This is a genomic window from Sphingopyxis sp. A083 (assembly GCF_001468495.1).
Lineage (GTDB): Bacteria > Pseudomonadota > Alphaproteobacteria > Sphingomonadales > Sphingomonadaceae > Sphingopyxis > Sphingopyxis terrae.
Map to the genome: position 1 here is coordinate 626,855 of NZ_LNSK01000002.1, position 26,008 is coordinate 652,862.

Annotated in this window: 31 protein-coding genes; 10 read left to right on the forward strand and 21 right to left on the reverse strand. The window is 65.8% G+C overall.

All coding sequences use genetic code 11. The features are described 5' to 3' along the window. Window positions 1-2: 2 nt before the first annotated feature. From ATE59_RS07135 to glmM, 4 genes are all read right to left on the reverse strand, one after another. Window positions 3-560: a ribonuclease HII gene (locus tag ATE59_RS07135; RefSeq protein ID WP_058811756.1), complete on the reverse strand. Its 558-nt coding sequence runs from the start codon at window positions 558-560 to the stop codon at window positions 3-5. Beyond that, complete coding sequence (gene thiD, locus ATE59_RS07140; RefSeq protein ID WP_058811758.1) at window positions 557-1,699, reverse strand: bifunctional hydroxymethylpyrimidine kinase/phosphomethylpyrimidine kinase; 1,143 nt, start codon at window positions 1,697-1,699, stop codon at window positions 557-559. The genes ATE59_RS07135 and thiD overlap by 4 nt, the downstream gene beginning before the upstream one ends. After that, window positions 1,696-1,920, reverse strand: coding sequence for a DUF1272 domain-containing protein (locus tag ATE59_RS07145; RefSeq protein ID WP_003051183.1), 225 nt, complete (start codon window positions 1,918-1,920; stop codon window positions 1,696-1,698). Before ATE59_RS07145 ends, thiD begins: the two co-directional genes overlap by 4 nt. 126 nt (window positions 1,921-2,046) lie before the next feature. After that, window positions 2,047-3,387 carry a phosphoglucosamine mutase gene (gene glmM, locus ATE59_RS07150; RefSeq protein WP_058811760.1) on the reverse strand — a complete coding sequence of 447 codons (1,341 nt, stop codon included), beginning with the start codon at window positions 3,385-3,387 and terminating at the stop codon, window positions 2,047-2,049. Between the two features lie 107 nt (window positions 3,388-3,494). Between glmM and ATE59_RS07155 the strand changes: the two genes are divergently transcribed. Beyond that, on the forward strand, window positions 3,495-4,742 hold the full coding sequence (locus tag ATE59_RS07155) for a dicarboxylate/amino acid:cation symporter (RefSeq protein ID WP_058811762.1): 1,248 nt from the start codon (window positions 3,495-3,497) through the stop codon (window positions 4,740-4,742). Next, window positions 4,739-5,734: an aldo/keto reductase gene (locus ATE59_RS07160; RefSeq protein WP_058811764.1), complete on the forward strand. Its 996-nt coding sequence runs from the start codon at window positions 4,739-4,741 to the stop codon at window positions 5,732-5,734. The genes ATE59_RS07155 and ATE59_RS07160 overlap by 4 nt, the downstream gene beginning before the upstream one ends. Before the next feature lie 164 nt (window positions 5,735-5,898). Here ATE59_RS07160 and ATE59_RS07165 read toward each other — a convergent pair whose 3' ends face one another. The 5 genes from ATE59_RS07165 to petA all read right to left on the reverse strand — a co-directional run bounded on the left by ATE59_RS07165 (window position 5,899) and on the right by petA (window position 9,903). Then, a complete protein-coding gene (locus ATE59_RS07165) occupies window positions 5,899-6,549 on the reverse strand; it encodes a DUF4304 domain-containing protein (protein ID WP_058811766.1) in 651 nt (216 codons plus the stop codon). 63 nt (window positions 6,550-6,612) lie between these two features. Next, window positions 6,613-7,167: an adenine phosphoribosyltransferase gene (locus ATE59_RS07170; RefSeq protein WP_058811768.1), complete on the reverse strand. Its 555-nt coding sequence runs from the start codon at window positions 7,165-7,167 to the stop codon at window positions 6,613-6,615. A gap of 37 nt (window positions 7,168-7,204) precedes the next feature. Next, window positions 7,205-8,017: a cytochrome c1 gene (locus tag ATE59_RS07175; protein ID WP_003050484.1), complete on the reverse strand. Its 813-nt coding sequence runs from the start codon at window positions 8,015-8,017 to the stop codon at window positions 7,205-7,207. A 31-nt stretch (window positions 8,018-8,048) separates the two neighbouring features. Next, window positions 8,049-9,332, reverse strand: coding sequence for a cytochrome b (locus tag ATE59_RS07180; protein WP_003050481.1), 1,284 nt, complete (start codon window positions 9,330-9,332; stop codon window positions 8,049-8,051). A 13-nt stretch (window positions 9,333-9,345) separates the two neighbouring features. After that, window positions 9,346-9,903, reverse strand: a complete 558-nt coding sequence (gene petA / locus ATE59_RS07185; RefSeq protein WP_003050479.1) for a ubiquinol-cytochrome c reductase iron-sulfur subunit — start codon at window positions 9,901-9,903, stop codon at window positions 9,346-9,348. Between the two features lie 214 nt (window positions 9,904-10,117). Here petA and ATE59_RS07190 point away from each other — a divergent pair, with 214 nt between their 5' ends. Further along, on the forward strand, window positions 10,118-10,576 hold the full coding sequence (locus ATE59_RS07190) for a tRNA (cytidine(34)-2'-O)-methyltransferase (protein WP_058811770.1): 459 nt from the start codon (window positions 10,118-10,120) through the stop codon (window positions 10,574-10,576). Beyond that, complete coding sequence (hemF, locus tag ATE59_RS07195) at window positions 10,573-11,433, forward strand: oxygen-dependent coproporphyrinogen oxidase (RefSeq protein ID WP_058811772.1); 861 nt, start codon at window positions 10,573-10,575, stop codon at window positions 11,431-11,433. The genes ATE59_RS07190 and hemF overlap by 4 nt, the downstream gene beginning before the upstream one ends. Window positions 11,434-11,493: 60 nt before the next feature. Here hemF and ATE59_RS07200 read toward each other — a convergent pair whose 3' ends face one another. Together ATE59_RS07200 and ATE59_RS07205 are read right to left on the reverse strand one after the other, a co-directional pair. Continuing rightward, a complete protein-coding gene (locus ATE59_RS07200; RefSeq protein ID WP_156001385.1) occupies window positions 11,494-12,354 on the reverse strand; it encodes a hypothetical protein in 861 nt (286 codons plus the stop codon). Window positions 12,355-12,379: 25 nt separating this feature from the next. Further along, complete coding sequence (locus ATE59_RS07205; protein WP_058811773.1) at window positions 12,380-13,123, reverse strand: glycerophosphoryl diester phosphodiesterase membrane domain-containing protein; 744 nt, start codon at window positions 13,121-13,123, stop codon at window positions 12,380-12,382. 128 nt (window positions 13,124-13,251) lie between these two features. Here ATE59_RS07205 and lipB point away from each other — a divergent pair, with 128 nt between their 5' ends. Both lipB and ATE59_RS07215 read left to right on the forward strand, forming a co-directional pair. Then, the gene (gene lipB / locus ATE59_RS07210; RefSeq protein WP_058811775.1) at window positions 13,252-13,905 is read left to right on the forward strand and encodes a lipoyl(octanoyl) transferase LipB; all 654 of its coding nucleotides are present in this window, start codon (window positions 13,252-13,254) and stop codon (window positions 13,903-13,905) included. Window positions 13,906-13,914: 9 nt separating this feature from the next. Beyond that, on the forward strand, window positions 13,915-14,241 hold the full coding sequence (locus tag ATE59_RS07215; protein WP_058811777.1) for a hypothetical protein: 327 nt from the start codon (window positions 13,915-13,917) through the stop codon (window positions 14,239-14,241). Window positions 14,242-14,264: 23 nt separating this feature from the next. Here ATE59_RS07215 and queE read toward each other — a convergent pair whose 3' ends face one another. From queE to ATE59_RS07245, 6 genes are all read right to left on the reverse strand, one after another. Continuing rightward, complete coding sequence (gene queE, locus ATE59_RS07220) at window positions 14,265-14,897, reverse strand: 7-carboxy-7-deazaguanine synthase (RefSeq protein WP_058811779.1); 633 nt, start codon at window positions 14,895-14,897, stop codon at window positions 14,265-14,267. Between the two features lie 3 nt (window positions 14,898-14,900). Continuing rightward, a complete protein-coding gene (queC, locus tag ATE59_RS07225) occupies window positions 14,901-15,593 on the reverse strand; it encodes a 7-cyano-7-deazaguanine synthase QueC (RefSeq protein WP_058811909.1) in 693 nt (230 codons plus the stop codon). 185 nt (window positions 15,594-15,778) lie between these two features. Continuing rightward, complete coding sequence (locus ATE59_RS07230) at window positions 15,779-16,150, reverse strand: hypothetical protein (protein ID WP_231292945.1); 372 nt, start codon at window positions 16,148-16,150, stop codon at window positions 15,779-15,781. 161 nt (window positions 16,151-16,311) lie between these two features. Then, window positions 16,312-17,226 carry an Hsp33 family molecular chaperone HslO gene (hslO, locus tag ATE59_RS07235; RefSeq protein ID WP_003050451.1) on the reverse strand — a complete coding sequence of 305 codons (915 nt, stop codon included), beginning with the start codon at window positions 17,224-17,226 and terminating at the stop codon, window positions 16,312-16,314. After that, window positions 17,223-18,161 (reverse strand): ornithine carbamoyltransferase, encoded by a 939-nt coding sequence (gene argF, locus ATE59_RS07240; RefSeq protein WP_058811781.1) that lies wholly within the window; start codon window positions 18,159-18,161, stop codon window positions 17,223-17,225. Before argF ends, hslO begins: the two co-directional genes overlap by 4 nt. Further along, window positions 18,158-19,345, reverse strand: a complete 1,188-nt coding sequence (locus tag ATE59_RS07245) for an aspartate aminotransferase family protein (RefSeq protein WP_058811782.1) — start codon at window positions 19,343-19,345, stop codon at window positions 18,158-18,160. Before ATE59_RS07245 ends, argF begins: the two co-directional genes overlap by 4 nt. Before the next feature lie 172 nt (window positions 19,346-19,517). On the opposite strand from ATE59_RS07245, the gene ATE59_RS07250 reads away from it, so the two are divergent. Next, window positions 19,518-19,946 carry a hypothetical protein gene (locus tag ATE59_RS07250; protein WP_156416728.1) on the forward strand — a complete coding sequence of 143 codons (429 nt, stop codon included), beginning with the start codon at window positions 19,518-19,520 and terminating at the stop codon, window positions 19,944-19,946. Continuing rightward, window positions 19,943-20,866: a cation diffusion facilitator family transporter gene (locus ATE59_RS07255; protein WP_058811786.1), complete on the forward strand. Its 924-nt coding sequence runs from the start codon at window positions 19,943-19,945 to the stop codon at window positions 20,864-20,866. Before ATE59_RS07250 ends, ATE59_RS07255 begins: the two co-directional genes overlap by 4 nt. Here ATE59_RS07255 and ATE59_RS07260 read toward each other — a convergent pair whose 3' ends face one another. Then, on the reverse strand, window positions 20,867-21,853 hold the full coding sequence (locus ATE59_RS07260) for an LLM class flavin-dependent oxidoreductase (RefSeq protein ID WP_058811788.1): 987 nt from the start codon (window positions 21,851-21,853) through the stop codon (window positions 20,867-20,869). 122 nt (window positions 21,854-21,975) lie between these two features. After that, complete coding sequence (locus ATE59_RS07265; RefSeq protein ID WP_058811790.1) at window positions 21,976-22,428, reverse strand: Lrp/AsnC family transcriptional regulator; 453 nt, start codon at window positions 22,426-22,428, stop codon at window positions 21,976-21,978. Between the two features lie 74 nt (window positions 22,429-22,502). Between ATE59_RS07265 and ATE59_RS07270 the strand changes: the two genes are divergently transcribed. Continuing rightward, on the forward strand, window positions 22,503-23,093 hold the full coding sequence (locus tag ATE59_RS07270) for a LysE family translocator (RefSeq protein WP_058811792.1): 591 nt from the start codon (window positions 22,503-22,505) through the stop codon (window positions 23,091-23,093). 68 nt (window positions 23,094-23,161) lie between these two features. Continuing rightward, window positions 23,162-24,178 (forward strand): aldo/keto reductase, encoded by a 1,017-nt coding sequence (locus tag ATE59_RS07275; protein ID WP_058811794.1) that lies wholly within the window; start codon window positions 23,162-23,164, stop codon window positions 24,176-24,178. 124 nt (window positions 24,179-24,302) lie between these two features. Here the strand turns inward: ATE59_RS07275 and ATE59_RS07280 are convergent, their stop codons facing one another. Continuing rightward, entirely contained in the window at window positions 24,303-25,172 is an 870-nt protein-coding gene (locus tag ATE59_RS07280) for a dienelactone hydrolase family protein (protein ID WP_058811795.1), read from the reverse strand. 135 nt (window positions 25,173-25,307) lie between these two features. Beyond that, the gene (locus tag ATE59_RS07285) at window positions 25,308-25,979 is read right to left on the reverse strand and encodes an HAD family hydrolase (protein ID WP_082657343.1); all 672 of its coding nucleotides are present in this window, start codon (window positions 25,977-25,979) and stop codon (window positions 25,308-25,310) included. Window positions 25,980-26,008: the final 29 nt, after the last annotated feature.

The window sequence follows — 26,008 nt, forward strand, 5'->3', positions numbered from 1 at the left end:
CGTCAGATCAGCGTCAGCTGTGCGACCGGCGCAAAGCTCGCGCGGTGGAGCGGTGTCGGCCCCAATTGCCGCAGCGCCGCCAGATGCTGCGCGGTGCCATAGCCCATATTCGTCTCCCAGCCAAAACCGGGAAAGCGGCGCGCCGCATCAGCCATGAAGCGGTCGCGATGCTCCTTGGCGATGATGCTCGCCGCCGAAATACAAGGGTGCAGCGCATCGCCGTCGACGATCGCCTGCGCGCGCCAGCGCCATCTGGGCAGGCGATTGCCGTCGACCAGCACCTCGCCGGGCTCGACCCCCAGTGCCTCGACCGCGCGCGTCATCGCAAGGAAAGTCGCCTGCAAAATATTGATGCTGTCGATCTCGGTCACGCTCGCTTCGCCGACGCCCCAGCGGCAACGCGCCTTGATTTCGATCTCCAGCGCGGCACGGCGCTTCGCGCTCAATTTCTTGCTGTCGTCGAGGCCGTCGATCCCGTCGTCGCACAGGATCACCGCTGCCGCGACCACCGGACCCGCGAGCGGTCCGCGCCCCGCCTCGTCGACGCCGACGACGATCATATCCGCCACGGCGGATAACGCCGGTATTCACCCGCCTGATAGAGGCACAGACGATTGCCCGCGGGATCGGTCAACCGCGCCTCGCGCCAGCCCCATTCCTCGTCGCGCGGCATCTGGTCGAAGCGCACCCCGCGCCGCGCGAGATAGGCGACCCAGGCGTCGAGCGCGCCGCTTTCCAGATAGGTGGTCGTTCCGCCCGCGTCGCCGTCGCCGACATGAATCGAGAGGGTGACGCCGTTCGCCGCCTCGAAGCGGGCATAGCCATTTGCGCTGCTATCGACGATCTGGGTCAGCCCCATTTGTTTGTAGAAGGCCACCGAAGCCGCATAATCGGTCGCGGGCAAGGTGAGCTGGTTGAGTGCGGGGCCGGTGAACAGCCCGTCGTTCCGCACCCCCTGCTGCCCCATCGGCCCATGCCCCTCGCCCAATCCAGGTGCATCCATCAGCGCCAACCGCACAAAGTCGCGTGCGCGCGCCACCGCGGGCTCGAGCGGCATACCCTGCGCCAGCCCGGTCGCGATCGCGCTGGCAAGCGTGCAGCCGGTACCGTGGGTGTTCATCGTCGCGATACGCGGGGCTTCCCAGCGCGCCACTTCGCCCGCATCGGCTTCGATCAGCCGGTCGACCACGGTGTCGCCTTCGCCATGCCCGCCCTTGGCGAGCAGCGCGCAGCCATGCGCCAGCACCGCCGCCTCGCCGCCGAGCGCCGCCAGTTCGCCAAGATTGGGCGTCGCCACCGCCGCCCGGTCCAGCAGCGTCTCGAACGCGCGGATCGTGTCGGCGTCAGCAAGCACCGATCCGCTGGTCGCGACCATGACCGGGTCGAACACCACCGCGGCGCCGGCCATGTCGGGCCGGCGAAGCCGTTCGGCGACCGCCGCCGCGGTTGCCGCGCTGCCGATCATGCCGATCTTCACCGCGTCGACGCCGATGTCGGCGACGACGCTGTCGATCTGCATCAACACCATCTCGGCCGGGACAGCGTGGACGCCCTGCACACCCATCGTGTTCTGCGCTGTAATCGCGGTGATCGCGGTCATCGCATGGCCGCCGAGCATGGTGACGGTCTTGATATCCGCCTGAATGCCCGCACCGCCGCCGCTATCGGAGCCGGCGATAATCAGAACGCGTGCGGTCAACGCTTGAACTTTCTCTCCGTCGAAGCGGGGAATTTCGCCAGCGCGGCGCCTTCGCGCAGCGGACGGTCGAGCAGGTCGCCGCCGCAATTGGGGCAGCGTTCGTCGAGCTTGTCGGCGCAGGTCGCGCAAAAGGTGCATTCGAACGAGCAGATGAAGGCGCCGTGGATGTCCGCGGGCAAATCACGGCCGCAGCGTTCGCAATCGGGTCGCATTTCAAGCATGTATATATTCCTTAAAAACCGTTCGCCCCAAGCTTGTCGGAGGGGGCCGTTCTTCCTGCTCCGCTCATAGAGAAGAGAATGGTGCTTCGACAAGTTCAGCACGAACGGGATGAGACTATTCGGTTGTCAATTCGCCGCCGCCGCGCGCACCGCGTCGCAGATCATGTCGACCACCTGTTCAACCTCACCCGCATCGTCGCCTTCGGCCATGACGCGGATGACGGGTTCGGTGCCCGAGGCCCGGATGACAAGGCGGCCGCGGCCGTCGAGCATGGTTTCACCCTCGGCGATCGCCGCCTGCACCGTCGGCGCGTCGAGCGGCTTGCCGCCGGCAAAGCGCACATTCTTCAAAAGCTGCGGGACCGGGTCGAATTGGTGGAGCAGTTCGCTCGCCGGTCGTCCGGCGCGGACGAGTTCGGCAAGCAATTGAAGCGCGGCGAGCGTCCCGTCGCCCGTCGTCGCGTGGTCCGACAGGATCATGTGCCCCGACTGCTCGCCGCCGACATTGAAACCGCCCGCCTTCATGCGTTCGAGGACATAACGGTCGCCGACCTTGGTCCGCTCGAGCCGCAGACCTTCGCCCTCCAGAAAGCGTTCGAGGCCGAGGTTTGACATCACCGTCGCGACGACGCCGCCGCCTTTCAGCCGTCCCTGCCGCGCCCAGCTCGCCCCGATCAGCGCCATGATCTGATCGCCGTCGACGATGTTGCCCTTTTCGTCGACGACGATCAACCGGTCGGCGTCGCCGTCGAGCGCGACCCCGATGTCGGCGCCGCTCGCCACCACCGTTTCCTGAAGCAGCGCCGGTGCGGTCGATCCGCAACGGTCGTTGATGTTGGTGCCATTGGGTTCGACGCCGATCGCGATCACGTCGGCGCCCAGTTCCCAGAATACGGTCGGCGCGCTGTTGTAGGCGGCGCCATTGGCGCAATCGAGCACCAGCTTCAGCCCGTCGAAGCGAACCGAGCCGGGCAGGCTCTGCTTCACCGCGTGAATATAGCGCCCGCGCGCGTCCTCGATCCGTTTGGCACGGCCGATATGCGCGGGTTCGGCAAGCGCCGGCGCCGCTTCGAGCAACGCCTCGATCTGCATTTCATCGGCATCGGACAGCTTGTAGCCATCGGGCCCGAACAGTTTGATGCCATTGTCGTGGAAGGGATTGTGGCTGGCAGAGATCATCACGCCCAGATCGGCGCGCATCGACTGCGTCAGCATCGCCACTGCAGGCGTCGGCATCGGGCCGACCTGTACCACGTCCATGCCGACGCTGGTGAATCCCGCGACCAGCGCATTTTCGAGCATATAGCCCGACAGGCGCGTATCCTTGCCGATCACGACGCGGTGCTTGTGCCCGCCGCGCAGGAAATGCGCGCCCGCCGCCATGCCGACGCGCATCGCCACTTCGGCGGTCATCGGCACCTTGTTGGTCAGGCCCCGGATCCCGTCGGTTCCGAAAAACTTGCGCATGCCGTCTCCGCTTCCTAATCCTCGGGGTTCACGCTCGCCCACCCCGGCAGTCCGGACGGCACTAAGTCACCCATATTTGCTTGGCAAGCAGGCCGGAGGTTTTGAACTTGAAATCGGCATGGATCATCCTGTCGTCGCTGGTTGCGGGCATGCTGCTCGGCATCCTGCTCGACATGGCCGCCCCGGCGGCGGGCACCGCATCGCTTCCCTATGTCGAAACCGTCGGCCTGTTGTGGCTGAAGGCGCTGACGATGACGATCATCCCGCTGATCGTCGCGCTGCTCATCACCGGCATCACCGCAACCGCCGATGCCGCGCGCGCGGGAACGCTTGCGGCGCGGTCGGTCGGCATCTTCATGGTGTCGATCTTCCTCACCGGCCTGATGTCGCTGCTCGTCACGCCGCTGCTGCTCCGCCTGTTTCCGCTGTCGCAGGGCGCCGCGGCGGCGCTGCGCGGCGGGCTCGGCGGCGCGACCGAAGCGCCGCCCTCGCCGACCTTTTCGGATTTCATCCTCGGCCTGATCCCCGCCAACCCGATCGCCGCGGCGGCGGAGACGACGGTCCTGCCGCTGATCGTCTTTACCACCATCTTCGCTTTCGCGATGACGCGCATCGCCCCCGACGCGCGCGCCAGCCTGTCGGGCCTGTTCAAGGCGTTGGGCGACACGATGCTCGTCGTCATCGGCTGGGTGCTTGCGCTCGCCCCGATCGGGGTGTTCGCGCTCGGCTATGCGCTGGCGATCAAGGCCGGGCTCGCAGCATTCGGCGGCCTTCTCCACTATGTGCTGATCGTCTCCGGCGTTGGCGTCTGCTGTATTCTCCTCGGCCTCGCGCTCGCCTGGCTGGTCGTCGGCGTCGCACCGGCGCGTTTCGTCCGGGCGATGGTGCCCACGCTCGCCGTCGCGCTGTCGACGCAAAGCTCGCTCGCCAGCCTGCCCGCGATGCTCCGCGCGACCGAGGATCTGGGCGTCGATCCCAAAAAGGCCGATATCGTGCTGCCGCTTGCGGTCGCGCTTTTCCGCTTCACCAGCCCGGCGATGAACCTGGCGGTGGTCGTCTATATCGCCTGGCTGTTCGGCCTGACGCTGTCGCCCTGGACGATGGCGGTCGGCCTTGCCGTCGCGATGGCCGCGGCGCTGAGTTCGGTCAGCCTGCCCGGATCGATCAGCTATGTGACCTCGATCGCGCCGATCGCGGTGTCGATGGGGGTGCCCGTCGCGCCGCTGGGGCTGCTCGTCGCGGTCGAGACCTTTCCCGACATATTCCGGACATTGGGCAATGTTATCGCCGACGTCGCCGCGACCAAATATGCCGCCGACGGCGTTCGCGACGAACCAGAAGGAGAAGCAGCATGAAATATCGCAAGCTCGGCCACGGCCTCGAAGTCTCGGCGATCGGCGTCGGCTGTATGCCGATGATCAAGGGCGGCAATATCCTCTATGGCGAAGCCGCCGATATGGACGAGGCGACGCGAACGATCCACCGCGCGATCGACATGGGTGTCACCTTCTTCGACACCGCGCAAATCTATGGCCCGTTCACCAATGAGGAACTGCTCGGCGAAGCCATCAAGGGCAAGCGCGACGGTCTTGTCATCGCGACCAAGTTCGGCTTCCGCTTCGACGGCAAGCAGATCGTCGGCGTCGATGGCAGCCCCGACAATGCGCGCCGCGCCTGCGAAGGATCGCTCCAGCGCCTCGGCATCGACACCATCGATCTCTTCTATCAGCACCGCGTCGACCCCTCGGTGCCGATCGAGGAAACCGTCGGCGGGATGATGGAGCTGGTCAAGGAAGGCAAGGTGCGCCACATCGCGCTATCCGAAGCCGGCCCCGAAACGCTGCGCCGCGCCGCAAAGGCCGCGCCGATCACCGCCTTGCAGAGCGAATATTCGATCTGGGAGCGCGACGTGGAGGATGAAATCCTGCCGGTCTGCCGCGAATTCGGCATCGGCTTCGTCCCCTATTCGCCGCTCGGCCGCGGATTTCTGGCAGGCGCGGTGCGCAGCCGCGACGAGCTGCCCGAGCATGACTGGCGCCGCAACGACCCGCGCTATTCGGAGGAAAATCTGCCTGCCAACCTGCGCATCGTCGATGCGATCGGCGCGGTCGCCGACCGGCACGGCGTGTCGAAGGCGCAGGTCGCACTCGCGTGGCTGCTCGCGCAGGGCGACGACATCGTCCCCATTCCCGGCACCAAGCGCCGCGCCACGATGGAAGACAGCATGGCCGCCGCCGACCTGACCCTCAGCGCCGACGATATCGCGGCAATCGACGCCGCCGCGCCGAAGGGCGGCACCAGCGGCCCGCGCTACGGCGAACAGGGAATGCGGATGGTGCGGCTTTAGGGTTTCGGGTTTCGGCCGGAACAAGTCCCGTCGCCCCCGCGCAGGCGGGGGCCGCTGTCGGTTTACGCAGCGCCGCAGAGAAAAGGCCGATTGCGGCCCCCGCCTGCGCGGGGGCGACGTTCTGAAGCAACGTCCGCTAACGACCGATTGCGGTCATTGGGCCGTCAAAGCTGTGACGCGTCCCACGGCGACAGCCGTAAAGTTTCTCTTTGTTGCGCGATCGTCGAAGCCGCTGCCTGCCTTAACGTTGCCGCGTCCGATGCGAGGTTGGACATACGCTCGGCCTTTAGATGAAGCATCGATGTTTGATCCCCGGAGCCATTCAACACACGCCCGAACATTTCGGCTGCTTCATCGTTACGTCCGACTAGCCCTGCTGCGACCCCGGCGTTGTAGAGCATCCAACTTGGGTGCGTCGGTGCCTGTCGCGCTTCGGTCCGCGCCTGTTCCAGGAGAATCTCGGCCGCATCGGGTAGGGAACTAAACATTGCCGCAAGTCGCCGTGCTTCATCGGCCGCTCTGTCGGCGAGGCGCGCGACTGCCACCGCAAATTGTTCGTCCGATAAGTATTCCTCGAAGCCTTCCAAGCGTCCGCCGAAGTCGAAGCTGATCGGCGCAACGTCCATCCAAAGCCAGTGTGCTCCGACGTTAAGATAGCTGCCCTTGCTCCAAGAGCTTGGCTGGAACTCGACAACAGTGAGCCACCAAGAATGATCGAAGAACCATAAGCGCGATTGCCCTTTGCGCTGAAAGCCTAAGGGTCTCAGCGCCGCTTTTGCAGCGTTGGCAATGATCTTGTCGTGTGGGCCCGGCATTCGTCCTCCGCGCCAAAACCTATTCGCGCTTTCGTCCGTTTCCCACCCCAAAACCGCCGTGCCTCAGTCGCCGTCGAAGGCGATCAGCGTTTCGCACGCAAGGCCCGCGGCTTCGAGGCGCTGCGAGCCGCCGAGGTCGGGAAGGTCGATGACGAACAGCGCTGCGGCGACGTCGGCGCCGACGCTGCGCATCAATTCGGCGGTCGCGAGAATGGTCCCGCCGGTGGCGAGCAGATCATCGACCAGCACGACGCGGTGGCCTTCGGTGACGGCCCCTTCGTGCAGTTCGAGCCGGTCGGTGCCATATTCCAGTTCATAGTCGACGCCGATGGTCACGCCGGGCAGCTTGCCGGCTTTGCGCACCGGCACCAGCCCGATACCGAGCGCGGTTGCCATCGCCGCGCCGAACAGAAAACCGCGCGCCTCGACCGCCACGATCAGGTCGGGGCGATAGCGGGCGGCGCGGCCTGCCAGACGGCGGACGCTTTCGGAAAAGCCCGCCGCGTCGCCGATCAAGGTCGTGATGTCGCGAAACTGGATCCCGGGTTTCGGGAAATCGGGGATCGTGCGCACGAGCTCCGACAGGTCAAGGTCGGGACGCGGCGGAAGGGCGATCATCGTCGACCGCCCTTCGCTATGCCCGCGTCCCCGATCCTCAATGTTCCTTGCCGGCCCAGATGTTCCGGTACGACAGATAAGCAAGGATGGTGAAGATCAGAAGGTAAAGGAACACGGCCCAGCCGGTCCACACGCGCTTCACCAGCTTGGGTTCGGCCGTCCACACGAGGAAGGCGGTCACGTCCTTCGCCATGCTCTTGAGGTCGTTCGGCGAACCGTCGGCGAACGTCACCTGACCATCGGCCAGCGGCGGTGCCATCGCGAGGTTGAGGTTCGCGAAATAGGGGTTGTAGTGCAGACCGGTCGCCGGCTGCAGTTCCTTCGGCAGGTTCGCCGGCGGGTTCTGGAAGCCGGTGATCAGCGAATAGACGTAATTCTTGCCGTCTTCGCGCGCCTTGGTGATCAGCGAAAGATCGGGCGGCAGCGCATTATTGTTCGCCGCGCGCGCCGCGGTTTCGTTCGCATAGGGCGCCGGGAAGTGATCCGACGGCAGGCCGGTGCGCGTCGCCGGTTCGCCCGTATCGGGGTTGATCGACGGGATATTGTCATAGCTTTTGGCGAAGCTCTTCACCTGACCCTCGGTATAGCCGAGTTCGGCGATGTCGCGGAACGCGACGAGGTTCAGGCTGTGACAGGCCGAGCACACTTCCTTGTACACCTGCATCCCGCGCTGCAGCTGGGCCTTGTCCCAATGCGGGAACATGCCGTCGCTGGCGAGCGCGAGGTGGCGCGGGTGCTTGTGGAATTCATGCACCGCGTTGGGCTCGTTCGAGAGCGGCGTGGTGAAGATCGCGCACAGCAGCGCCAGGATGAAACCCAGGCCGACGAGAAATCCGAGCGGACGAACCATGGCTGTATCAGCTCCTATAAAAGTCCGGCGCTCAGGCCGTTGCCGGGGCCGACGACGCGTCGGCATTCTTGGCGAGGACCGCCTCGGTGATCGAATTCGGCATCGGAAGCGGCCGTTCGATCCGCGAGATGATCGGCAGGATGATCAGGAAGTGCGCGAAATAATAGGCCGCGCACAGCTGGCTGAGGATCACATAGGGCTGCTCCGCCGGGCTCTTGCCGCAATAGCCCAGGATGAACACGTCGACGACGAGGATCCAGAAGAAGATGCGGTTGAGCGGACGATAGTTCGACGACTTCACCGGCGAGCTGTCGAGCCACGGCAGGAAGAACAGCAGCGCGATCGCCGCGAACATCGCGATGACGCCCCACAGCTTCGCATCGATCCACAGGAAGTTGAAGGTGAAGGCGCGCAGGATCGCGTAGAACGGCCAGAAATACCATTCGGGAACGATGTGCGCCGGCGTCGAAAGCGGGTTCGCCGGGATATAATTGTCCGGGTGACCGAGCAGGTTCGGGCTGAAGAAGGTCAGCGCGACGAAGATCATCAGGAACACGCCAAGGCCGAAACCGTCCTTCGCAGTGTAATAGGGGTGGAACGGGACGGTGTCCTGTTCGTCCTTCACCTCGATACCGGTCGGGTTCGACGACCCCGGGATATGCAGCGCCCAGATGTGCAGGATGATGACACCCGCGATCACGAAGGGCAGCAGATAGTGGAGCGAGAAGAAGCGGTTGAGCGCGGCGTTGTCCGGCGCAAAACCGCCGAGCAGCCAGACGCGGATCGGATCGCCCACGGCGGGTATCGCCGAGAAGAAGCCGGTGATCACCTGCGCCCCCCAGAAGCTCATCTGGCCCCAGGGAAGGACGTAGCCCATGAAGGCGGTCGCCATCATCAGGAGGAAGATCACGACGCCGAGCAGCCACACCATTTCGCGCGGCGCCTTGTACGAACCGTAATAAAGGCCGCGGAAGATGTGCAGATAGACGACGATGAAGAACATGCTCGCGCCGTTCATATGCGCATAGCGCAGGAACCAGCCGGCGTTCACGTCGCGCATGATATGCTCGACCGAGTTGAACGCGACGCCCGCATTGGCGGCATAATGCATCGCCAGCACGATGCCGGTGATGATCTGGATCGCCAGCGCGGCCCCGGCGAGAACGCCGAAGTTCCAGAAATAGTTGAGATTGCGTGGCACCGGATAGCCGGCCCCGATCGCATTATAGACGAGACGCGGCAGCGGCAGCTTCGCGTCGAGCCACTTCATCAGCGGCTGCTGGGGTTCATAGTTCTTGGCCCAGGGAAAGCTCATCTTATCTCGCTCCTCAGCCGATCGTCACGACGGTGTCGCTGTTGAATTCATAAGGCGGCACGAACAGATTCTTCGGCGCCGGGCCTTTGCGGATACGCGCCGCGGTGTCGTAGTGCGAACCGTGGCACGGGCAGAAATAGCCGCCATAATCGCCGCGCGGCTCGCCCTCGGCGGCGCCGAGCGGCACGCAGCCGAGGTGGGTGCAGACGCCCAGCGTGATCAGCCAGTTTTCCTTGCCGGGCTTGGTGCGCTCGTCGAGCGTCTGCGGATCGCGCAGGTCGCTCAGCGGCACCTTCTTCGCCTCGGCGATTTCGACGGGCGTCAGGTTGCGGACGAACACCGGCTGCTTGCGCCAGCTCGTCTTGATCGCCTGACCCGACTGGATCGCGGAAATGTCGATTTCGGTCGACGACAGCGCCAGCACGTCCGCCGACGGATTCATCTGGTTCACCAGCGGCAAAACGACGGTGGCCGCACCAACACCCGCGAAGCTGACCGCCGCGATATTGATGAAGTCCCGGCGCCGCACGCCATCCTCGATGCCGGCGTTGAGATTGGATTCACTGGCCATTCGATTGCCCTTGCGCTGGGTGAACTGACAATGGTTCTCGGAAAACTGGCCACCCCGTTTTACGCGCGCAAAGCGTCGCAAATCCCGGCGGCCCCTCCGGGAATTGCGGGCCTGATAGCCGCACACAACAGCCTTGCCAACAGGCAATTTCCGCTTTGTGACCGCTATGTTGCCCCCTCTCGATTCCGCAGGCGCGCGAAGCTAAGGCGGAGCGATGCAAATCGCCCTGTTTCAGCCCGACATCGCCGGTAACGTCGGCACCATCCTGCGCACCGCGGCCTGCTTCGGGGTTCCGGCGCACATCATCGAACCGTGCGGCTTTCCTTTTTCCGACCAGGCGCTGCGCCGCGCCGGAATGGATTATGCCGCGCGCGCCAATGTGCGGCGCCACGCCGACTGGGCGGGCTTCGGCGACTGGAACCGGGCCGACGGCGGGCGGCTGGTGCTGATGACCACCGCGGGCGCGACCGCCCTGCCCGATTTCGTGTTTCAGGAGGGCGACGTGCTGCTGCTCGGCGCGGAGTCGTCGGGCGTTCCCGCGCATGTCCATGCCGCCGCGGCGGCGCGGGTCGCGATTCCGATGCGGTCGGGCTTTCGGTCCTTGAATGTCGCGGTCGCGGCTGGCATCGCGCTGGCCGAGGCACTCCGGCAGACGAAAGGCTTTGCGTCATGATTTCGCTCGATCCCCAGCAACAGGCGGCGCGCGACTGGTTCGAGTCGCTGCGCGACCGGATATGCGCCGCGTTCGAGGCAATCGAGGCCGAGGCGGGCAGCGACGCGCGTTTCGCCTATACGCCGTGGGACCGCGAGGCCGAAGGTATTGCGGCGGGCGAAGGCGGCGGCGGCGTGCGCGGGGTGATGACCGGCCGGGTTTTCGAAAAGGTCGGGGTCAATGTCTCGACCGTCGCGGGCGAGTTCGCGCCCGATTTCGCCCAGTCGATCAACGGCGCCGAAAGCGACCCGCGCTTCTTCGCCACCGGCATCAGCCTCGTCGCGCATATGGCCAATCCGCATGTTCCGGCGGTGCATATGAACACCCGCTTCCTCACGACGACGAAGCGCTGGTTCGGCGGCGGCGCCGACCTCAACCCGCCCATCCCCTATGCCGAGGACACCGACGCCTTTCATGCGCGGCTGCGCGCCGCCTGCGCGCCCTTCGGTCCCGATGCCTATGCCCGCTATTCGAAATGGGCGGAGGATTATTTCTATATTCCGCATCGCGGCGTCCATCGCGGCGTCGGGGGGATATTCTACGACCATCTCGAATCCGCCGACGATGCGGGCTTCGACCGCAACTTCGAATTCACCCGCGCCGTGGGCGAGGCCTTCCTCGACATCTTCCCGCAGATCGTGCGCCGCCGGATGAACCAGCCCTTCACCGAAGCCGAGCGCGAGGAGCAGCTCGTGTGGCGCGGCCGCTACGCCGAATTCAACCTCGTCTACGATCGCGGCACGCTGTTCGGGCTCAAGACCGGCGGCAATATCGACGCGATCCTGATGAGCCTGCCGCCGCTCGCCAAGTGGAGCTGACGAAAAAGGGGCGCCGCGTCGGCCGCGGGCGCCCCTGATTCTTGCGATATTGACCGTCGATCAGGCGAAAACGCTGCCTGCATCGACGGGCCCGAGCGCGCGGTAGATGCCCGCCGGAATCCCGACCTGCAGATAGGCGACGGGAATGCTCATCACGATGCTGCCGACGATCAGCCCGACCATCGATCCCGCGCCCGGCATCCCGCCGCTCGCAAAGACCGAAAAGCCGACCACCGCGCCAAGGATCATCGCAATCACCAGGAAGGCGATGCCCAGCAGGATGAAATAGGCAAAGATCTTCCACTGCGCCGCGCCGGTGATCCGCCACGATTCGGACAGGCCGGTCAGGACATTGAAGGTTCGCTTGTCGGCCATGATCGGCCCGGTGCAGCACAGCCGCGCCGCGAGCCAGACGATGAACAGCAGGAACAGCGGCACCAGGATCAGCATCGCGAAGCCCATGCCCGCCAGCGCCGATTCGCTCGGCTGGCGGCCGCTGAGCAGCGCCGGCGCAAAGGCACCGCCGAAGAGCAGAAAGCCGATGATCCCAATCACGAACAGGATCGCCGCCGTGAAAAGGAGCACGGGCAGCGCGGCCACCAGCCCATAGCTCAGCGCACCGCCGACATTTTCCTGACCGTCGCTGAAGCCCAGTCGCCACGAAGCGAAATAGCTACCGGTCTGGAGGATGTAATTGACCAGGCCGAGCAGGATCGCAAAACCGCTGAACGCGGCGAAAGCCCCTGCCCCGCTCGTCATCCGCGCCGGATCGAAGGCGGCCATGCCGCCGCCGAGCGCGAGTTGCAGGATCAGCGGCACCGCAATGCCGACGCCGATCAGCGCGATGGCATGCTCGGCGGCGCGGCCGCTGAAAAAGCTGGTCGCATAGGACCAGGCCTGACTGATGCTGATATTATTCACATCCATTCTCCCCTGTTGGACATGGTCAGGCGAAGATATCCCCCGCCTGGGTTGTCGCCAGCTGCCGATAGGCGGCCGCCGAAATCGCGATCGAGATCATCGTCGCGACGAGCCCGAAGCCCGCTTCGACCAGCCCGCCGAGCATCTTGCCCACGCTGCCCGCGCCGCCGATCATGCCGACCAGCCCGCCCACCAGCGATGCCGCGATGATGACGACCAGCGTGACGAGAAACAGGAAGAGGAAAATGCGCCAGCCATTGCCGCGCGTCATCTGCCAGCTTGTCGCGATCACCTCGACCGGATTGCGGATCGCGCGGTCGGCGACCAGCGGCGCGACGAAAGCGAGCCGCCCGATCAGATAAAGCCCCGGAATGATGAGCAGCAGAAAGCCGACGCCCAGCATCAGGCCGGTCAATATCTGCACCGCCAAAATGGTGAGCAGCATCGACGCGGCAAAACCCAGTGCCTCGCCGACGCTGGTGCTCGACCGCGACAGCCACAGCCGCATGATCGCCACCGTCCCGAACATCGTGAACAGCGCAACGCCGATCTGATACGGCAGCATCTGCAGGATATTCTGTTGCATCGCGGCGGTCAGCTGGTCGATCGTCGCTTCGGCGGGCGGCTCGATCGGCGCCGGGCCGAACCAGGCCACCGCAAGCGCCGGCAGGAACAGGAAAACCGCCGCGATGGTACCGGTGAGCGGGCGGTGCGCCTTCAGAAGCTGAATGGCATCGTCCCACGCCGCGCCCATGTCGAATTTTGCCATTGATACCCCGTCATTTATCGCTTCGGATTGGCGTCGAACCTGACCGGCTTCGCGCCCAAAGTCCAGCCCCGTTCGGCGCGGATGCCGCCCCCTTGCGCTTCGCGCCCGCGCGGGGCAGAAGCCGCGCGATGTCCGCGCTTCCGCCTCCCGAATGGACCGTTTCGCCCGGCCTTGTCGATTATCCCGCCGCGCTTGCCGATATGGAGGCGCGCGCCGCCGCGATCCACGCAGGCACGGCGGGCGAGCGCATCTGGCTGCTCGAACATCCGCCCCTCTATACCGCCGGGACGAGCGCCGACCCCGCCGAGCTGCTCGACCCGCGCTTTCCGGTCTATGACGCGGGTCGCGGCGGGCGCTACACCTATCATGGCCCCGGCCAGCGCGTCGGCTATGTCCAGCTCGACCTTGCGCAGCGCGGGCGCGACGTACGCGCCTATGTCCATGCACTCGAAGGTTGGGTGATCGACGCGCTCGCGCGGCTCGGCGTCGCGGCGCGCCGCGCCGAAGGGCGGATCGGCATCTGGACCGATGACCGCGACGGCCGTGAGGCCAAGATCGGCGCGATCGGCGTCCGCGTCCGGCGCTGGGTGACGCTCCACGGCTTTTCGCTCAACGTCGCGCCCGACATGACGCATTTCGGCGGCATCGTGCCGTGCGGTATCGCCGAATTTCCGGTGACGAGCCTGGCGGAACTTGGCCGTCCCGCCGATTTCGCCGCTGTCGACGCCGCGCTCGCCGATGCCCTTCCGGCCTTTCTCGACAAGATCGCGGCCAGCGATTAGGACCGGCACATGACGCGGATCATCCTCACCTCGCTCCTCGCCCTGTCGCTCGCCGCCTGCGGAGGCAGCGAAGGCAGCAAGACCACGACCAAGCTCGACGCGGTCGAGGTCGAACCCGGCACGATCAGCGACTCGATGATCGTCCTCGACGATGCAGCAAGCGATGGCACCGCGGTCGACAGCAGCGTACCGGGCGACGTTTCGAAAAAGGCCGACAGCAAGGCCGACGAGGAAAGCGCCGACAGCAGCAGCGATAGCGCGCCCGCGGATCAGAGCGACAATCCCGACGCCGTCCCCGCTCCGGCGGCAAAGAAGGCCCAAGTCGACAGCCAGTAGGGCGGTAGCCGCAGCCTCTTCGCTCAGCGCAGCCCCAGCGTCTTGTGCGTCTGCAGCGACAGACGCCAGCGCGGATCGCGCATCACCAGATCGATACAGTGCCGGACATTGTCCGCGGCATTGGCATCGTCGAGCGGCTGGATCAGCCGGTGCGCGAAATCGAGTTCCGCCAGCCGTTCGACATCGCTCCCCGGCTGCGGCCACACCAGCTTGAGTTCGTCGCCGCTTGTCTGGACCAGCTCGCTGCCCGCCTTGGGGCTGATGCAGATCCAGTCGATCAGCCGCGGCACCGGCAGCGTGCCGTTGCTTTCGATCGCGACGGTGAAGCCCTCGCCATGCAGCGCCTCGATCAGCGCATCGTCGACCTGCAACATCGGCTCGCCGCCGGTCAGCACGACATAGCGGTCATCTTGCGCCGCCCCCCATGCTTCGCCAATCCGCTCCGCCAGCGCCGCGGCATCGGCATATTTGCCGCCCAGCGTCCCGTCGGTGCCGACGAAATCGGTATCGCAGAATTTGCAGATCGCCTTGGCGCGGTCCTGCTCGCGCCCCGTCCACAGGTTGCAGCCCGCAAAGCGGCAGAAGACAGCGCGACGTCCGGCCTGCGCGCCCTCGCCCTGCAGCGTCAGGAATATTTCCTTGACCGCATAGGCCATGGGTCAGGCCCCGACGGCGTAGCGCGTCGGGTCGGCGAGCCCGGCGTCGGCGAAGCCCTTGCGGCGCAGGCGGCAACTGTCGCACAGCCCGCAATGCAGCCCCTCGGGCGTCGGGTCGTAACAGGACCAGCTCATCCCCGCATCCATGCCGAGCCGCGCCGCCTCGGCCGCGATGTCGGCCTTGGTCATATGCTGCAGCGGCGCGTGGATCGTGAAATCGACCCCCTTGTCGCCGTCGCGCGTCGCGAGCTGCGCGAGATGCTGGAAGCCCGCGATGAATTCGGGGCGGCAATCGGGATAGCCCGAATAATCGAGCGCGTTGACGCCGATGAAGATGTCCTGCGACCGCCGCGCTTCGGCGAGGCCAAGCGTCAGCGACAGGAAGATCAGGTTGCGCGCGGGAACATAGGTGACGGGAATATCCTCGCCCACGCCGTCCTTGGGCACATCGATGTCGGCGGTCAGCGCCGACCCGCCGAAGCGCCGCAGATCGAGCGGCAGCACGATATGCTCGGCCGCGCCCACCGCCGTCGCAATCCGCGCCGCCGAGTCCAGCTCGACGCGGTGCCGCTGGTTGTAATCGACGGTCAGCGCGACAATCCGCGCCCCCGCCTCGCGCGCCAGTCCTGCGCAAACCATCGAGTCCAGACCGCCCGACAGAAGGACGATCACCGCTTTTCCGGAAAGATCCTGCATCGCCGCGCGATACGCCCGCGTCGCGCTTCGCGCAAGACCGCGATTTGTGCGGCGCACCAAAGAAAATGGGCCGCGCGTCGTTCGACGGGCGGCCCAGTGCGGCATGAATGCCGTTAGGGAGAAGGACACACATCGGCGTGTCGCAATCCCCCTTCTAGTGAAGGATGGTTAACAAAGGGTTTGCTTCAGCAGCCGCCGGCGCGGCGCGCCTCGATCGCCTGCGAGAAGGGCTTGCCGTCGGCGATCCCCTGCGTGTCGATCTGGACGAGCCGGTTCGTTTCGCTGCGGATCGTGGTGCGGCCATGCCCGGCGCCGGGGCAGGTATAATGCACCGTCACCGATGTCGGCGTATCCTCGATCACATAGCGCGAGCAGGTCGCGCGCGGATGATAGACCTGGATCAGGCGGCGCGCATCGCCCAGACATACGGTCTGGAGCACCGCATCCTTGCCGCGCTCGCGCAGCTGCCAACTGCCCTTTTCCAGCCGGTCGAGCATGGCCAGCGTCGGCGCCTGCGCAGGCACCGCGCTCGCCGCTCCGGTCAGGGCAAGCGCCATCGCCGATATGCGAAACATGGGAGAGAAGATCGTCATTTGCACCTTGTCCACCGGCCGTTCCGTGTGGAACGGCAACGACCCCTGCACATCACCTAATCATCAAACCCGCGTATTTCAACCATTCAGCGCACGCCTGCCTCGCTTCATCGACGGCCCGTGCGTCAGTGGCGCGTCGCGATCTCGTCGAGCGGGACGGGGAACAGCCGCGAACAAAAGGCACAATCGACCTGGATGATCCCGTCGTCGTCGGCCATTTCCTGCCGTTCGGCTTCGGGAAACTGTGCCAGAACCCGCGCATAATGGTCGATGTTGCAGCGACAGCCGCGCGACACCGCCACGCCGGGTTCGACGCGCACTTCCTCTTCGTGGAACAGCCGCCACGCCAACGTTTCGAGCGAGGCCGCGGCGTCGGTCAGTTCCTCGTCCTTCAGCGTCGCCGCAATCGTGCGCGCATGTTCCCATTCGGGATGATCGGCGCGCGCTTCGATCCGGTCGCGCCCGACCTCGCCGTCGGGCAGATGCTGCAGCAGCAAACCCCCGGCGACGCAGCCCAGCTCCGCGTCGTGCCGCGCGCAAAGCCGGACGAGGCTCGGTATCTGTTCGGACTGCTCGAAATAATGTTCGGCGGCATCGGCGATCGACGATCCTTCGAGCGGGACGATCCCCTGCCAGCGCTCGCCGCTCACCGCCTGATCGAAGGTGATCGCCAGAAAACCCTCGCCGAACAGACCGAACAGCGTCGGGTCGGGTCCGACTTCGGCCAGCCGTTCGGCATCGAACTTCAGATAGCCACGCAGCTCACCAGCGCGATAATCGCAGACGAGCAGATCGACGGGGCCGCCGCCGGTCTGCGCCTGCAGCGTCATCTGGCTTTCATCGTCCTTGAGCGTCGAACCGAGCAGCACGGTCAGCACCAGCGCCTCGGCGAGCAGCTTTTCCATCACCGGCGGATAGCTGTGCGCCGCCATGATGCGGTTGAGCACCGGCCCCAGCCGCACGAAGCGGCCGCGGACATGCCGCTCGGCGATGGTGAAGATCAGCGGTTCGTCGAACCAGGTTTCGCGCGTCTCGCTCACAATTTCCCCAACGCCCACAAAAGAACCGATTTCTGTGCATGGACGCGGTTTTCCGCCTCGTCCCACACGCGCGACTGCGCGCCGTCGATCACCGCATCGACCACCTCTTCGCCGCGATGCGCGGGCAGGCAGTGCAGGAACAGCGCATCGCCCTTCGCCTTGCCCATCAATCGCTCGTCGACCTGATAGGGCGCCATTGCGGCCAACTTGTTGTGGGCATGGTCCTGCCCCATCGACACCCAGGTATCGGTGACGACGATGTCGGCGCCCGCCACCGCCTCGGTCGCGTCGCGCACGATATCGATCCGCGCGCCCTGCGCGCGCGCCGCCTCGACGAAGCGCATGTCGGGGTCATAGCCCTGCGGCACCCCGGCGCGAACATTGAAGCCGAACAGCCCCGCCGCCTCGATCAGCGAGGCGAGCACATTGTTGCCATCGCCAAGCCATGCGAGTTCAAGGCCGGGCAAGGCCTTGCCGCCCTCGACGATCGTCAGCAGGTCGGCGACGATCTGGCAAGGGTGCGACAGGTCGGTCAGCCCGTTGATCACGGGGACGCTGGCATATTCGGCCAGCTCCTCGATCTTTGCATGATCATCGGTGCGGATCATGATCGCATCGACATAGCGCGACAGGACGCGCGCCGTATCGGCGATGGTTTCGCCGCGGCCGATCTGCATCGACCCCGCTTCCATCACCATCGCGCTGCCGCCGAGCTGGCGGATCGCCATGTCGAACGACGCGCGCGTGCGGGTCGAATTCTTCTCGAAGATCATCGCCAGCACATGGCCCGCAAGCGGCGCGTCGGCGTCGACCCGGCCCTTGGGCCAAGCCGCGCGCGCCGTCTTGCGGTCGATCGCATCGGCGAGCATCGCCGCGATGGCATCCCCGCCCGCGTCGGACAGGTTCAGGAAATGCCGCAGCGCAGGTGCGCTCATGCTTCCGGCGGCGTGTAGCTCGCCGCCCCCGCCGACAGTTTCTCGATACATTCGTCGATATGACCCTGTTCGATGTTCAGCGGCGGCAGGATGCGCACGACATTGTCGCCCGCCGCGACCGTCAGCAGCCCGTGATTGTCGCGCAGATGCGCGACGAAGGCACGGCTGTCGGACTTCATCTTGATGCCGAGCATCAGGCCCATGCCGCGGATGCTTTCGAACAGATGATCGTGATTGGGGATAAGCTGTTCGAGCGCGCCGCGCAGCCGCTCGCCCGTCGCCTTGACCTGATCCATGAAGCCATCCTCCAGGATCACGTCGAACACCGCCTGCCCCGCGGCCATCGCCAGCGGGTTGCCGCCATAGGTCGATCCATGCGTGCCGATGACCATCCCGCGCGCCGCCTTTTCGGTGGCAAGGCAGGCGCCGAGCGGGAAGCCGCCGCCGATGCCCTTTGCGGTCGCCATGATGTCGGGCGCGACGCCGAACTGTTCATGGGCATAAAGCGATCCGGTGCGCGCGACGCCGCACTGCACTTCGTCGAACACCAGCATCAGGTCGCGCTCGTTGCAGATGTCGCGCAGCCCCTGCAGGAAGGGTTGCGACGCCGGACGGATGCCGCCTTCGCCCTGCACGGGCTCGAGCAGGAAGCCCGCCGTGCTGTCGTCGACCAGATCGAGCGCGGCGTTGAGGTCGTCGAAGGGCGCATAGGCAAAGCCCGGAAGCAACGGATCGAAGCCCTTGCGCAGCTTGTCCTGATTGGTCGCCGAGATCGTGCCGAGCGTGCGGCCGTGGAAGGCATTGTTGAAGGTGATGAGCGTGTGCTTGTGCGCGTTGCCGGCGCTCGAATGATAGGCGCGCGCGGTCTTGATTGCGCATTCGACCGCCTCGGCGCCCGAATTGGTGAAGAACACCGTATCGGCGAACGTATTGTCGACCAGCCGCTGCGCAAAGGCTTCACCCTGCGGGCTGCCGTAAAGGTTCGACACATGCATCAGCGTCGCCGCTTGATCCTGGATCGCTTTCGTCAGATGCGGATGGCCGTGACCGAGCAGATTGACCGCGATACCGCTCGCGAAATCGAGATAACGCTCGCCGCGCTCGCCGATCAGATAGGCGCCCTCGCCTCGCACCGGACGCACACCGCACCGGGGGTAAACGGGCATCAGCGGCGTGATCGACATATCGGGCACCTTTCCAAAAAGCCTAAAGTAAAAAGGCGACCCCAAAGCGGGCCGCCCTTGCACGGGCCGCCCCTATACCGCCGCCGCCAGAGGCGCGTCAACACGGCGCCTGACCCTGTTCTGTTCGATGCAACCAAGCCCGTTGATCCGCGTTCGCCCAATGATGCGAAAGATGCCCGCGCTTCTGTTGCTGCCCCTGCTGCTCGCCGCATGCGACGGCATGCCGCGTGATGCCAGCGGCACCAGCGAACGCATTTCCCGCACCGGCACGATGCGCGTCATCGTCCTTCCCGCGACACCCGACGCCGCGCCCGCGCTCGACCTGCTCGGTCGCTACGCTGCGGCGCATGGCGCAACCGTCGCGCGCATCGAGGCGCATGGCGAGCACGCCCTCCACATGCTCGAAGAAGGCGATGTCGATGCAGTGGTCGGCCATTTCGCCAAGGCCTCGCCGTGGAAGACCGAAATCGCGCTGTCGAAGCCGCTGACGCATGGCGAGCCCGACGATGCCGACATGCCCGTGCTGCGCATCGCGCGCCGCAACGGAGAAAACGCCCTCGTCCTCGCAACCGACCGCATGGTCGCAGAGGCGCGGCGATGACCGTCCACGGCGGTATTGCTCCCGCCATCGCCGCCGACGTCCGGCGCGGCGAGCGGCTCGAATGTTGGACGCTGTTCTGGATGAGCAGCGTGATCGTGCTGATGTGGCTGACGATGGGCGCCAGCCAGGCGATGAAATCGGCGGTGATCGAAGATTTTCTGAGCCTGGTGCCCGCGATCGTCTTCCTCCTCGCGGCGCGGTGGGAACGCCGCGATCCGAACCGGCGCTTTCCCTTCGGCTATCGGCGGGGCAACAGCCTGGCCTTTCTGATCGCGGCGACCGCGCTGCTCTCGGTCGGTGCTTTCCTGTCCTATGAAAGCATCACCACGCTCGTCCGCCGCGAACATCCCACCGTCGGCGGCGTCACCCTTTTCGGCCACACGGTCTGGCTCGGCTGGCTGATGATCGCGGCGCTGGTCTATTCGATCGTCCCGCCGATCATTCTCGGCCGGATCAAGCAGCCCGTCGCCGAACGCATCAAGGACAAGGTGCTGCACACCGACGCGCTGATGCAAAAGGCCGATTGGCAGACCGGGCTGGCGGGCATCGCGGGCATCGTCGGCATCGGTCTCGGCTGGTGGTGGGCCGATGCGACGGCGGCGCTGTTCATCGCGCTGTCGATCGTCAAGGACGCGCTCGGCGCGCTCGATCAGGCGGTCGCCGAACTGCTCGACGGGACGCCGCGCAAGCTGGCCTCGAACGATCTGTCCGACGACGCCGAGGATCTGATCGCGACGCTGAAGGCCCGCTATGGCGACGTCAGCGTGCGGCTGCGCGAAACGGGGCGCTATATCGATGCCGAGGTCGATTGCCCCTCGCCCGCCGACGTGCCGACCGCCGCCGACCTGATGGGCGACGACACGGCGTGGCGCCTCGCCAGCCTGAGCTTCCGTCCCGAACCGAGCGATCCGCCCGCCTGATCAGAGGCGCTTCGCCGCCTCGATCGCGATGGCGAGCGAACGCTTGCGCGCGCCATGGTCGTACATCGACGACGCGACGATCACCTCGTCGACGCCGGTGCGCGCGGCAAAGCCCTGCAGGCCCGCGGCGATGTCATCGACCGTTCCGACCGCCGAACATTGCAGCACATGGTCGAGGATCGCGCGCGCATTGGGCGGCAGGCTGTCCTTGTAACCCGCCAGCGGCGGCTTCATCTTGCCCGGATTGCCGGTGCGCAGCGCGACGAACGCCTGCTGCTGCGACGAGGCGAGCAATTCGGCCTCCTCGCGCGTGTCGGCGGCGAAGACGTTGAACGCGGCGGCGGCATAGGGCTCGGCCAGCTGCTCCGAGGGGCGGAACTGGCGGCGATAGATGTCGAGCGCCTCGTCGAGCGCGTCGGGCGCGAAATGGCTGGCAAAGGCATAGGGCAGCCCGAGCATCGCCGCGAGCTGCGCGCCGAACAGGCTCGACCCCAGGATCCACAGCGGCACCTTTGTCCCCTCGCCCGGCACCGCGCGGATACCCAGCCGGTCGTCCCCGGCAAGGAACGCCTGCAATTCGACGACGTCCTGCGGAAACTGGCGCTCGTCACTCGCCAGATTGCGGCGCAGCGCCTGCGCGACGCGCCCGTCAGACCCCGGTGCACGGCCGAGGCCAAGGTCGATGCGGCCGGGAAACAGCGCCTCCAGCGTCCCGAACTGTTCGGCGATCACCATCGGCGCATGATTGGGCAGCATGATCCCGCCGGCGCCGATCCGGATGGTCGACGTCGCCTGCCCGATATGCGCGAGCACCACCGACGTCGCCGCGCTCGCGATCCCCGCCATCCCGTGATGCTCGGCCACCCAGTAGCGCGCATAGCCGAGCGCTTCGGCATGGCGGGCGAGATCGGCGGCATTGGCGAGCGACTGGGCGATCGTGCCCGTGTCGGTGACGGGGACGAGATCGAGGAAGGACAGTTTCAGCATGAAACCGATATGCGGTGGCGGACGATGCGATTCAAGGCGTTACCGTCGCCCCCGCGAAGGCGGGGGCCGCTGGCAAGGTAGCGCAAGGCCGACGGCGGCCCCCGCCTTCGCGGGGGCGACGATCAAGCCCGCTCGTCCTTCGGCGAATCCATCAGTACATAGGTGGTGATCGAATGGACCTGCGGCAGCACGCCGAGCACTTCGGTATGGAAATGCTTGTACGCCGCTAGATCCTGCGTCTCTACGCGAAGCAGATATTCGATCGTCCCGGTAATATTATGGCATTCGCGCACTTCGGGTGCGAGCGCCATCGCCGCTTCGAAATCGCCCTGCGACTTCTTCGTGTGCGACGACAGGCCGACGGTCACATAGGCCAGAAAGGTCAGCCCCAGCTTCGCCGGATCGACCACCGCGCGATAGCCCTTGATGACCCCGCTGCGCTCAAGTTCCTGCACGCGGCGCAGACACGCCGAGGGCGACAGCCCGACGCGGTCGGCGAGCTCGATATTAGAGATTCGCCCCTCGCTCGCAAGTTCGCGCAATATCTTGCGGTCAATCTGATCCAGTCCAGCCATAAGTTGCAAAACTTATCGCATCGGCGCCCAAATTTGCAACCCGTCGCGAGAGCATCGCCATTATATTGCGCGGCATGCAACAGACCACCTTCGCCGCGCTTGCCGCCTTTGCCCTCGTCTCGTCGATCACGCCGGGGCCGAACAACATGATGCTGATGGCGTCGGGCGCCAATTTCGGCCTGCGCCGCACCGTGCCGCATGCGCTCGGCGTGGGCTTCGGCTTCACGCTGATGATCGTCCTCGTCGGCGTCGGGCTGATGGGTCTGTTCGACCTGTTTCCGGTGCTGAACCTCATCCTCAAGATCATCAGCGTCGCCTATCTCTTGTGGCTGGCGTGGAAGATCGCCAACGCCGGCGCGCCGAGCGGCGGCGACAGCCCGCGAGGAAGGCCGATGAGCTTCGGGCAGGCGGTGCTGTTCCAGTGGGTCAATCCCAAGGCCTGGTCGATGGCGCTGACCGCGATCGCGCTCTATGCGCCCGATCGCAATGTCGCCGCGGTCCTGCTCGTCGCCGCGATCTTCGGCATCATCAACCTGCCATCGACCAGCCTGTGGGCGGTCATGGGCGTTTCGCTGCGCGGCTGGCTGTCATCGCCCGCACGGCTGCGCGCCTTCAACTGGACGATGGCCGCGCTGCTCGTCGGATCGCTCGCTTTGCTGATCTGATTGCAAGGTTGCGATCCGCAACCTATGCACGGGCCTCCCACCCTCTCTCGAGACCGGAGATCCGCCCCATGAAAACGCGCCGCCTGGGCCAGAGCGCCATCCACGTCACCGACATCTGCATGGGCACGATGACTTTCGGCAGTCAGACCGATGAGGCCGAGGCGCTGCGCATCCTCGACCGCTGCTTCGACGAGGGGATCAATTTCTACGACACCGCAGAAGGCTATCCGGTGCCGCCCGACATCAAATGGGTCGGCCGCACCGAAGAGATCGTCGGCCGCTGGCTCAAGACCAAGAACCGCGACGCGATCATCCTCGCGACCAAGGTGTCGGGGCCGAGCCACATCTGGTTCAAATCGCCGTGCCGCGGCGGCATGACCGCGCTCGACCGTCACAATATCCGCACCGCGATCGAAGCAAGCCTGACGCGGCTGCAGACCGACTATGTCGACCTCTACCAGACGCACTGGCCCGACCATGACGCCCCCTATGAGGAGATGATGGACGCGCTCGACGAACTGGTCCGCGAGGGCAAGGTGCGCATCCTCGGCTGTTCGAACGAGACGAGCTGGGGCCTGATGAAATCGCTCGCTGCCTCGGAAAAGCTGGGGGTCGCCCGCTATCACACGATCCAGAACAATTTCAGCCTCAACAACCGCCGCTTCGAGGACGAGCTGGCGCAGGTCTGCCGTCAGGAGGGCGTCAGCCTGATCCCCTATTCGCCGCTCGCCGGCGGCGTCCTGTCGGGCAAATATCAGGGCGGCGCGACGCCCGAAGGCGCGCGCTTCTCACGCTATCTCGCGATGGAGGGACGCCAGGCCGCGATGGGCCGACGCTTCGTCAACGACAAGTCGCTCGCCGCCACCGAACGCTATCTCGCGATCGCCGCCGAGGCCGGGATCGACCCGGTGACGATGGCGACCGCTTGGTCGAAGCAGCATGATTTCGTCGCCTCGACCATCGTCGGCGTCAGCAGCTACGACCAGCTCGAACCGATCCTCGCCGCGAAGGAGCTGGTGCTCGACGCCGCGCTGATGAAGACACTCGACCGCGTCGGCAAGGATATCCTCTACCCGATGGGGTGAGTTTCCGACCGCGTCATTGCGAGCGGCGGAGCCGCGCGGCAATCTCCAGCTATCATCGTTGAAGGTCGATCGCTGGAGATTGCTTCCCCCGGCTGCCGCCGGTTTCGCAATGACGCGGTAAAAACTACAGCGCCGCCTTGAACAGCTCGAGCATCCGCCCCCAAGCCTTTTCCGCCGCCGCCTCGTCATAGGCGCGGCCGTCGGGCGGGCACCAGCCGTGCATCGCGCCCTTGTACACCTCGACCTCGTGCCACTGCTTGCGCGGGGCCAGTACCGCCTTCAGCCGGGTCTTTTCCTCGGGGTCTTTCGCATCGTCATTATCGGCGATCGCGAAAAGATATCCGGCGTCGCTCGCGGGGATCAACAGATGCGGGCTGTCGGGCTTGTCGGTCGCGACCGACGCACCGTGAAAGCTCGCCGCCGCCTTGACGCGCGCCGGGTTCAGCGCCGCGGTATAGATGACCATCGGCCCGCCCATGCAATAGCCCGCGGTGCCGATCCCTTTCGCCGTATCGACCTCCGCCTGCGCATCGAGGAAGGCGAGATGCGCCTTGGCGTCGGTCTGCACCAGCGTGCGGTTCAGTTGCTTGAGATAGCCGAACAGCGTCTCGCGCACGCCGGGATCGTCGAAATCATGCCCCGCATAGACCACCGGCGCCTTCGCCCAGCGATAGAAGGGATTGACACACAGCACGGCATAGCCCGCCCCGGCAAGCCGGTCGGCCATCTGGCGAAAGGCGGGGCGCAGCCCGCGAATGTCGGGCCACATCAGCACGCCGGGATGCTTGCCCTCGCCCGGCGCGACAAAATAGGCGTCGACGGTGCCGTCGTCGGTCGTGATCGTAACGTCGCGCCCCTTGATCGTCCCGGCGGCACAGGCCGCGGCGGGCAGCATCGCCGCCACCGCCCCGACGCCCATCAGCGCGCCGAAGTCGCGGCGCCGCACGGGCAGACCGGCGCGGTCGAGGTCGGCTTCGGTAAATTCATCGCACATCGCATCTCTCCTCGGGTGGGGTGGGCCGTGAGAAACGGCAGGAAACCGCCGGTCGTCACGCGCGATCAGGGTTCGCGCGGACGGATCGCCGGATTACCCGCAGCCTAACCGGCCTTTCCCTTGCAGGACAGCAATTTATGCGGTGGCTGCAATCGGCAGGCGGTGCAGCGTGGCGAAGTCCTCCGCAACATGGTGGACACCAACGGCGCGCAGCATCGCGCCATGCGCGCCGCGATCGACAATATGCCCGGCGCCGCAAAAGCCGACGACGGTCATCCCCGCGGCAAGCGCCGCCTGCGCGCCCGTCGGCGAATCCTCGATCGCCAGACAGGCGGCGGGATCGGCGCCGATGCCCTTCGCCGCCGCCAGATAGATGTCGGGATGCGGTTTGCCGCGATCCCAGCCGTCGGCGCTGTAGACGTGCGGGCCGAAATGATGCGCAAGCCCGAAGCGGTCGAGCGACATGGCGATATAGGCAGGGCTGCTCGACGAGGCGATGGCGCGCGGCCGGTCGCCCAGCGTCGCCAGAAACTCGGGTGCCCCCGGCACCGGCGCAAAGCCCTCGGCAAAGCGCTCGCGTGCTCGCGCGCGGTGCTGCTCGCGAAAATCGGGCGGCAGCGGCCCGCCCAGCCGCGCCTCGATCCGCCGCTGCGTCTCCTGCCAATTATGGCCATAATAGTCGCGCAGACATTCGTCATAGCTCGTCGGCAGGCCGATCGCGGTCAGGCTTTCGGCAAGCGTCGTGTTCGCGCGCACCTCGCTGTCGGCGATGACGCCGTCGAAATCGAAAATGATGGCGGTGGGCATCACGCGAAACTCATTATCTTCATACTTCA

Coding starts and splice junctions, on each gene's coding strand:
- ATE59_RS07135 (WP_058811756.1), bottom strand. CDS start 560: ATGATCGTCGTCGGCGTCGACGAGGCGGGGCGCGGACCGCTCGCGGGT.
- ATE59_RS07145 (WP_003051183.1), bottom strand. CDS start 1,920: ATGCTTGAAATGCGACCCGATTGCGAACGCTGCGGCCGTGATTTGCCC.
- glmM (WP_058811760.1), bottom strand. CDS start 3,387: ATGCGCAAGTTTTTCGGAACCGACGGGATCCGGGGCCTGACCAACAAG.
- ATE59_RS07160 (WP_058811764.1), top strand. CDS start 4,739: ATGAAATATCGCAAGCTCGGCCACGGCCTCGAAGTCTCGGCGATCGGC.
- ATE59_RS07165 (WP_058811766.1), bottom strand. CDS start 6,549: ATGCCGGGCCCACACGACAAGATCATTGCCAACGCTGCAAAAGCGGCG.
- ATE59_RS07170 (WP_058811768.1), bottom strand. CDS start 7,167: ATGATCGCCCTTCCGCCGCGTCCCGACCTTGACCTGTCGGAGCTCGTG.
- ATE59_RS07175 (WP_003050484.1), bottom strand. CDS start 8,017: ATGGTTCGTCCGCTCGGATTTCTCGTCGGCCTGGGTTTCATCCTGGCG.
- ATE59_RS07180 (WP_003050481.1), bottom strand. CDS start 9,332: ATGAGCTTTCCCTGGGCCAAGAACTATGAACCCCAGCAGCCGCTGATG.
- petA (WP_003050479.1), bottom strand. CDS start 9,903: ATGGCCAGTGAATCCAATCTCAACGCCGGCATCGAGGATGGCGTGCGG.
- ATE59_RS07190 (WP_058811770.1), top strand. CDS start 10,118: ATGCAAATCGCCCTGTTTCAGCCCGACATCGCCGGTAACGTCGGCACC.
- hemF (WP_058811772.1), top strand. CDS start 10,573: ATGATTTCGCTCGATCCCCAGCAACAGGCGGCGCGCGACTGGTTCGAG.
- ATE59_RS07205 (WP_058811773.1), bottom strand. CDS start 13,123: ATGGCAAAATTCGACATGGGCGCGGCGTGGGACGATGCCATTCAGCTT.
- lipB (WP_058811775.1), top strand. CDS start 13,252: ATGTCCGCGCTTCCGCCTCCCGAATGGACCGTTTCGCCCGGCCTTGTC.
- ATE59_RS07215 (WP_058811777.1), top strand. CDS start 13,915: ATGACGCGGATCATCCTCACCTCGCTCCTCGCCCTGTCGCTCGCCGCC.
- queE (WP_058811779.1), bottom strand. CDS start 14,897: ATGGCCTATGCGGTCAAGGAAATATTCCTGACGCTGCAGGGCGAGGGC.
- queC (WP_058811909.1), bottom strand. CDS start 15,593: ATGCAGGATCTTTCCGGAAAAGCGGTGATCGTCCTTCTGTCGGGCGGT.
- ATE59_RS07230 (WP_231292945.1), bottom strand. CDS start 16,150: ATGGCGCTTGCCCTGACCGGAGCGGCGAGCGCGGTGCCTGCGCAGGCG.
- argF (WP_058811781.1), bottom strand. CDS start 18,161: ATGAGCGCACCTGCGCTGCGGCATTTCCTGAACCTGTCCGACGCGGGC.
- ATE59_RS07245 (WP_058811782.1), bottom strand. CDS start 19,345: ATGTCGATCACGCCGCTGATGCCCGTTTACCCCCGGTGCGGTGTGCGT.
- ATE59_RS07250 (WP_156416728.1), top strand. CDS start 19,518: ATGCCCGCGCTTCTGTTGCTGCCCCTGCTGCTCGCCGCATGCGACGGC.
- ATE59_RS07255 (WP_058811786.1), top strand. CDS start 19,943: ATGACCGTCCACGGCGGTATTGCTCCCGCCATCGCCGCCGACGTCCGG.
- ATE59_RS07260 (WP_058811788.1), bottom strand. CDS start 21,853: ATGCTGAAACTGTCCTTCCTCGATCTCGTCCCCGTCACCGACACGGGC.
- ATE59_RS07265 (WP_058811790.1), bottom strand. CDS start 22,428: ATGGCTGGACTGGATCAGATTGACCGCAAGATATTGCGCGAACTTGCG.
- ATE59_RS07270 (WP_058811792.1), top strand. CDS start 22,503: ATGCAACAGACCACCTTCGCCGCGCTTGCCGCCTTTGCCCTCGTCTCG.
- ATE59_RS07275 (WP_058811794.1), top strand. CDS start 23,162: ATGAAAACGCGCCGCCTGGGCCAGAGCGCCATCCACGTCACCGACATC.
- ATE59_RS07280 (WP_058811795.1), bottom strand. CDS start 25,172: ATGTGCGATGAATTTACCGAAGCCGACCTCGACCGCGCCGGTCTGCCC.
- ATE59_RS07285 (WP_082657343.1), bottom strand. CDS start 25,979: ATGCCCACCGCCATCATTTTCGATTTCGACGGCGTCATCGCCGACAGC.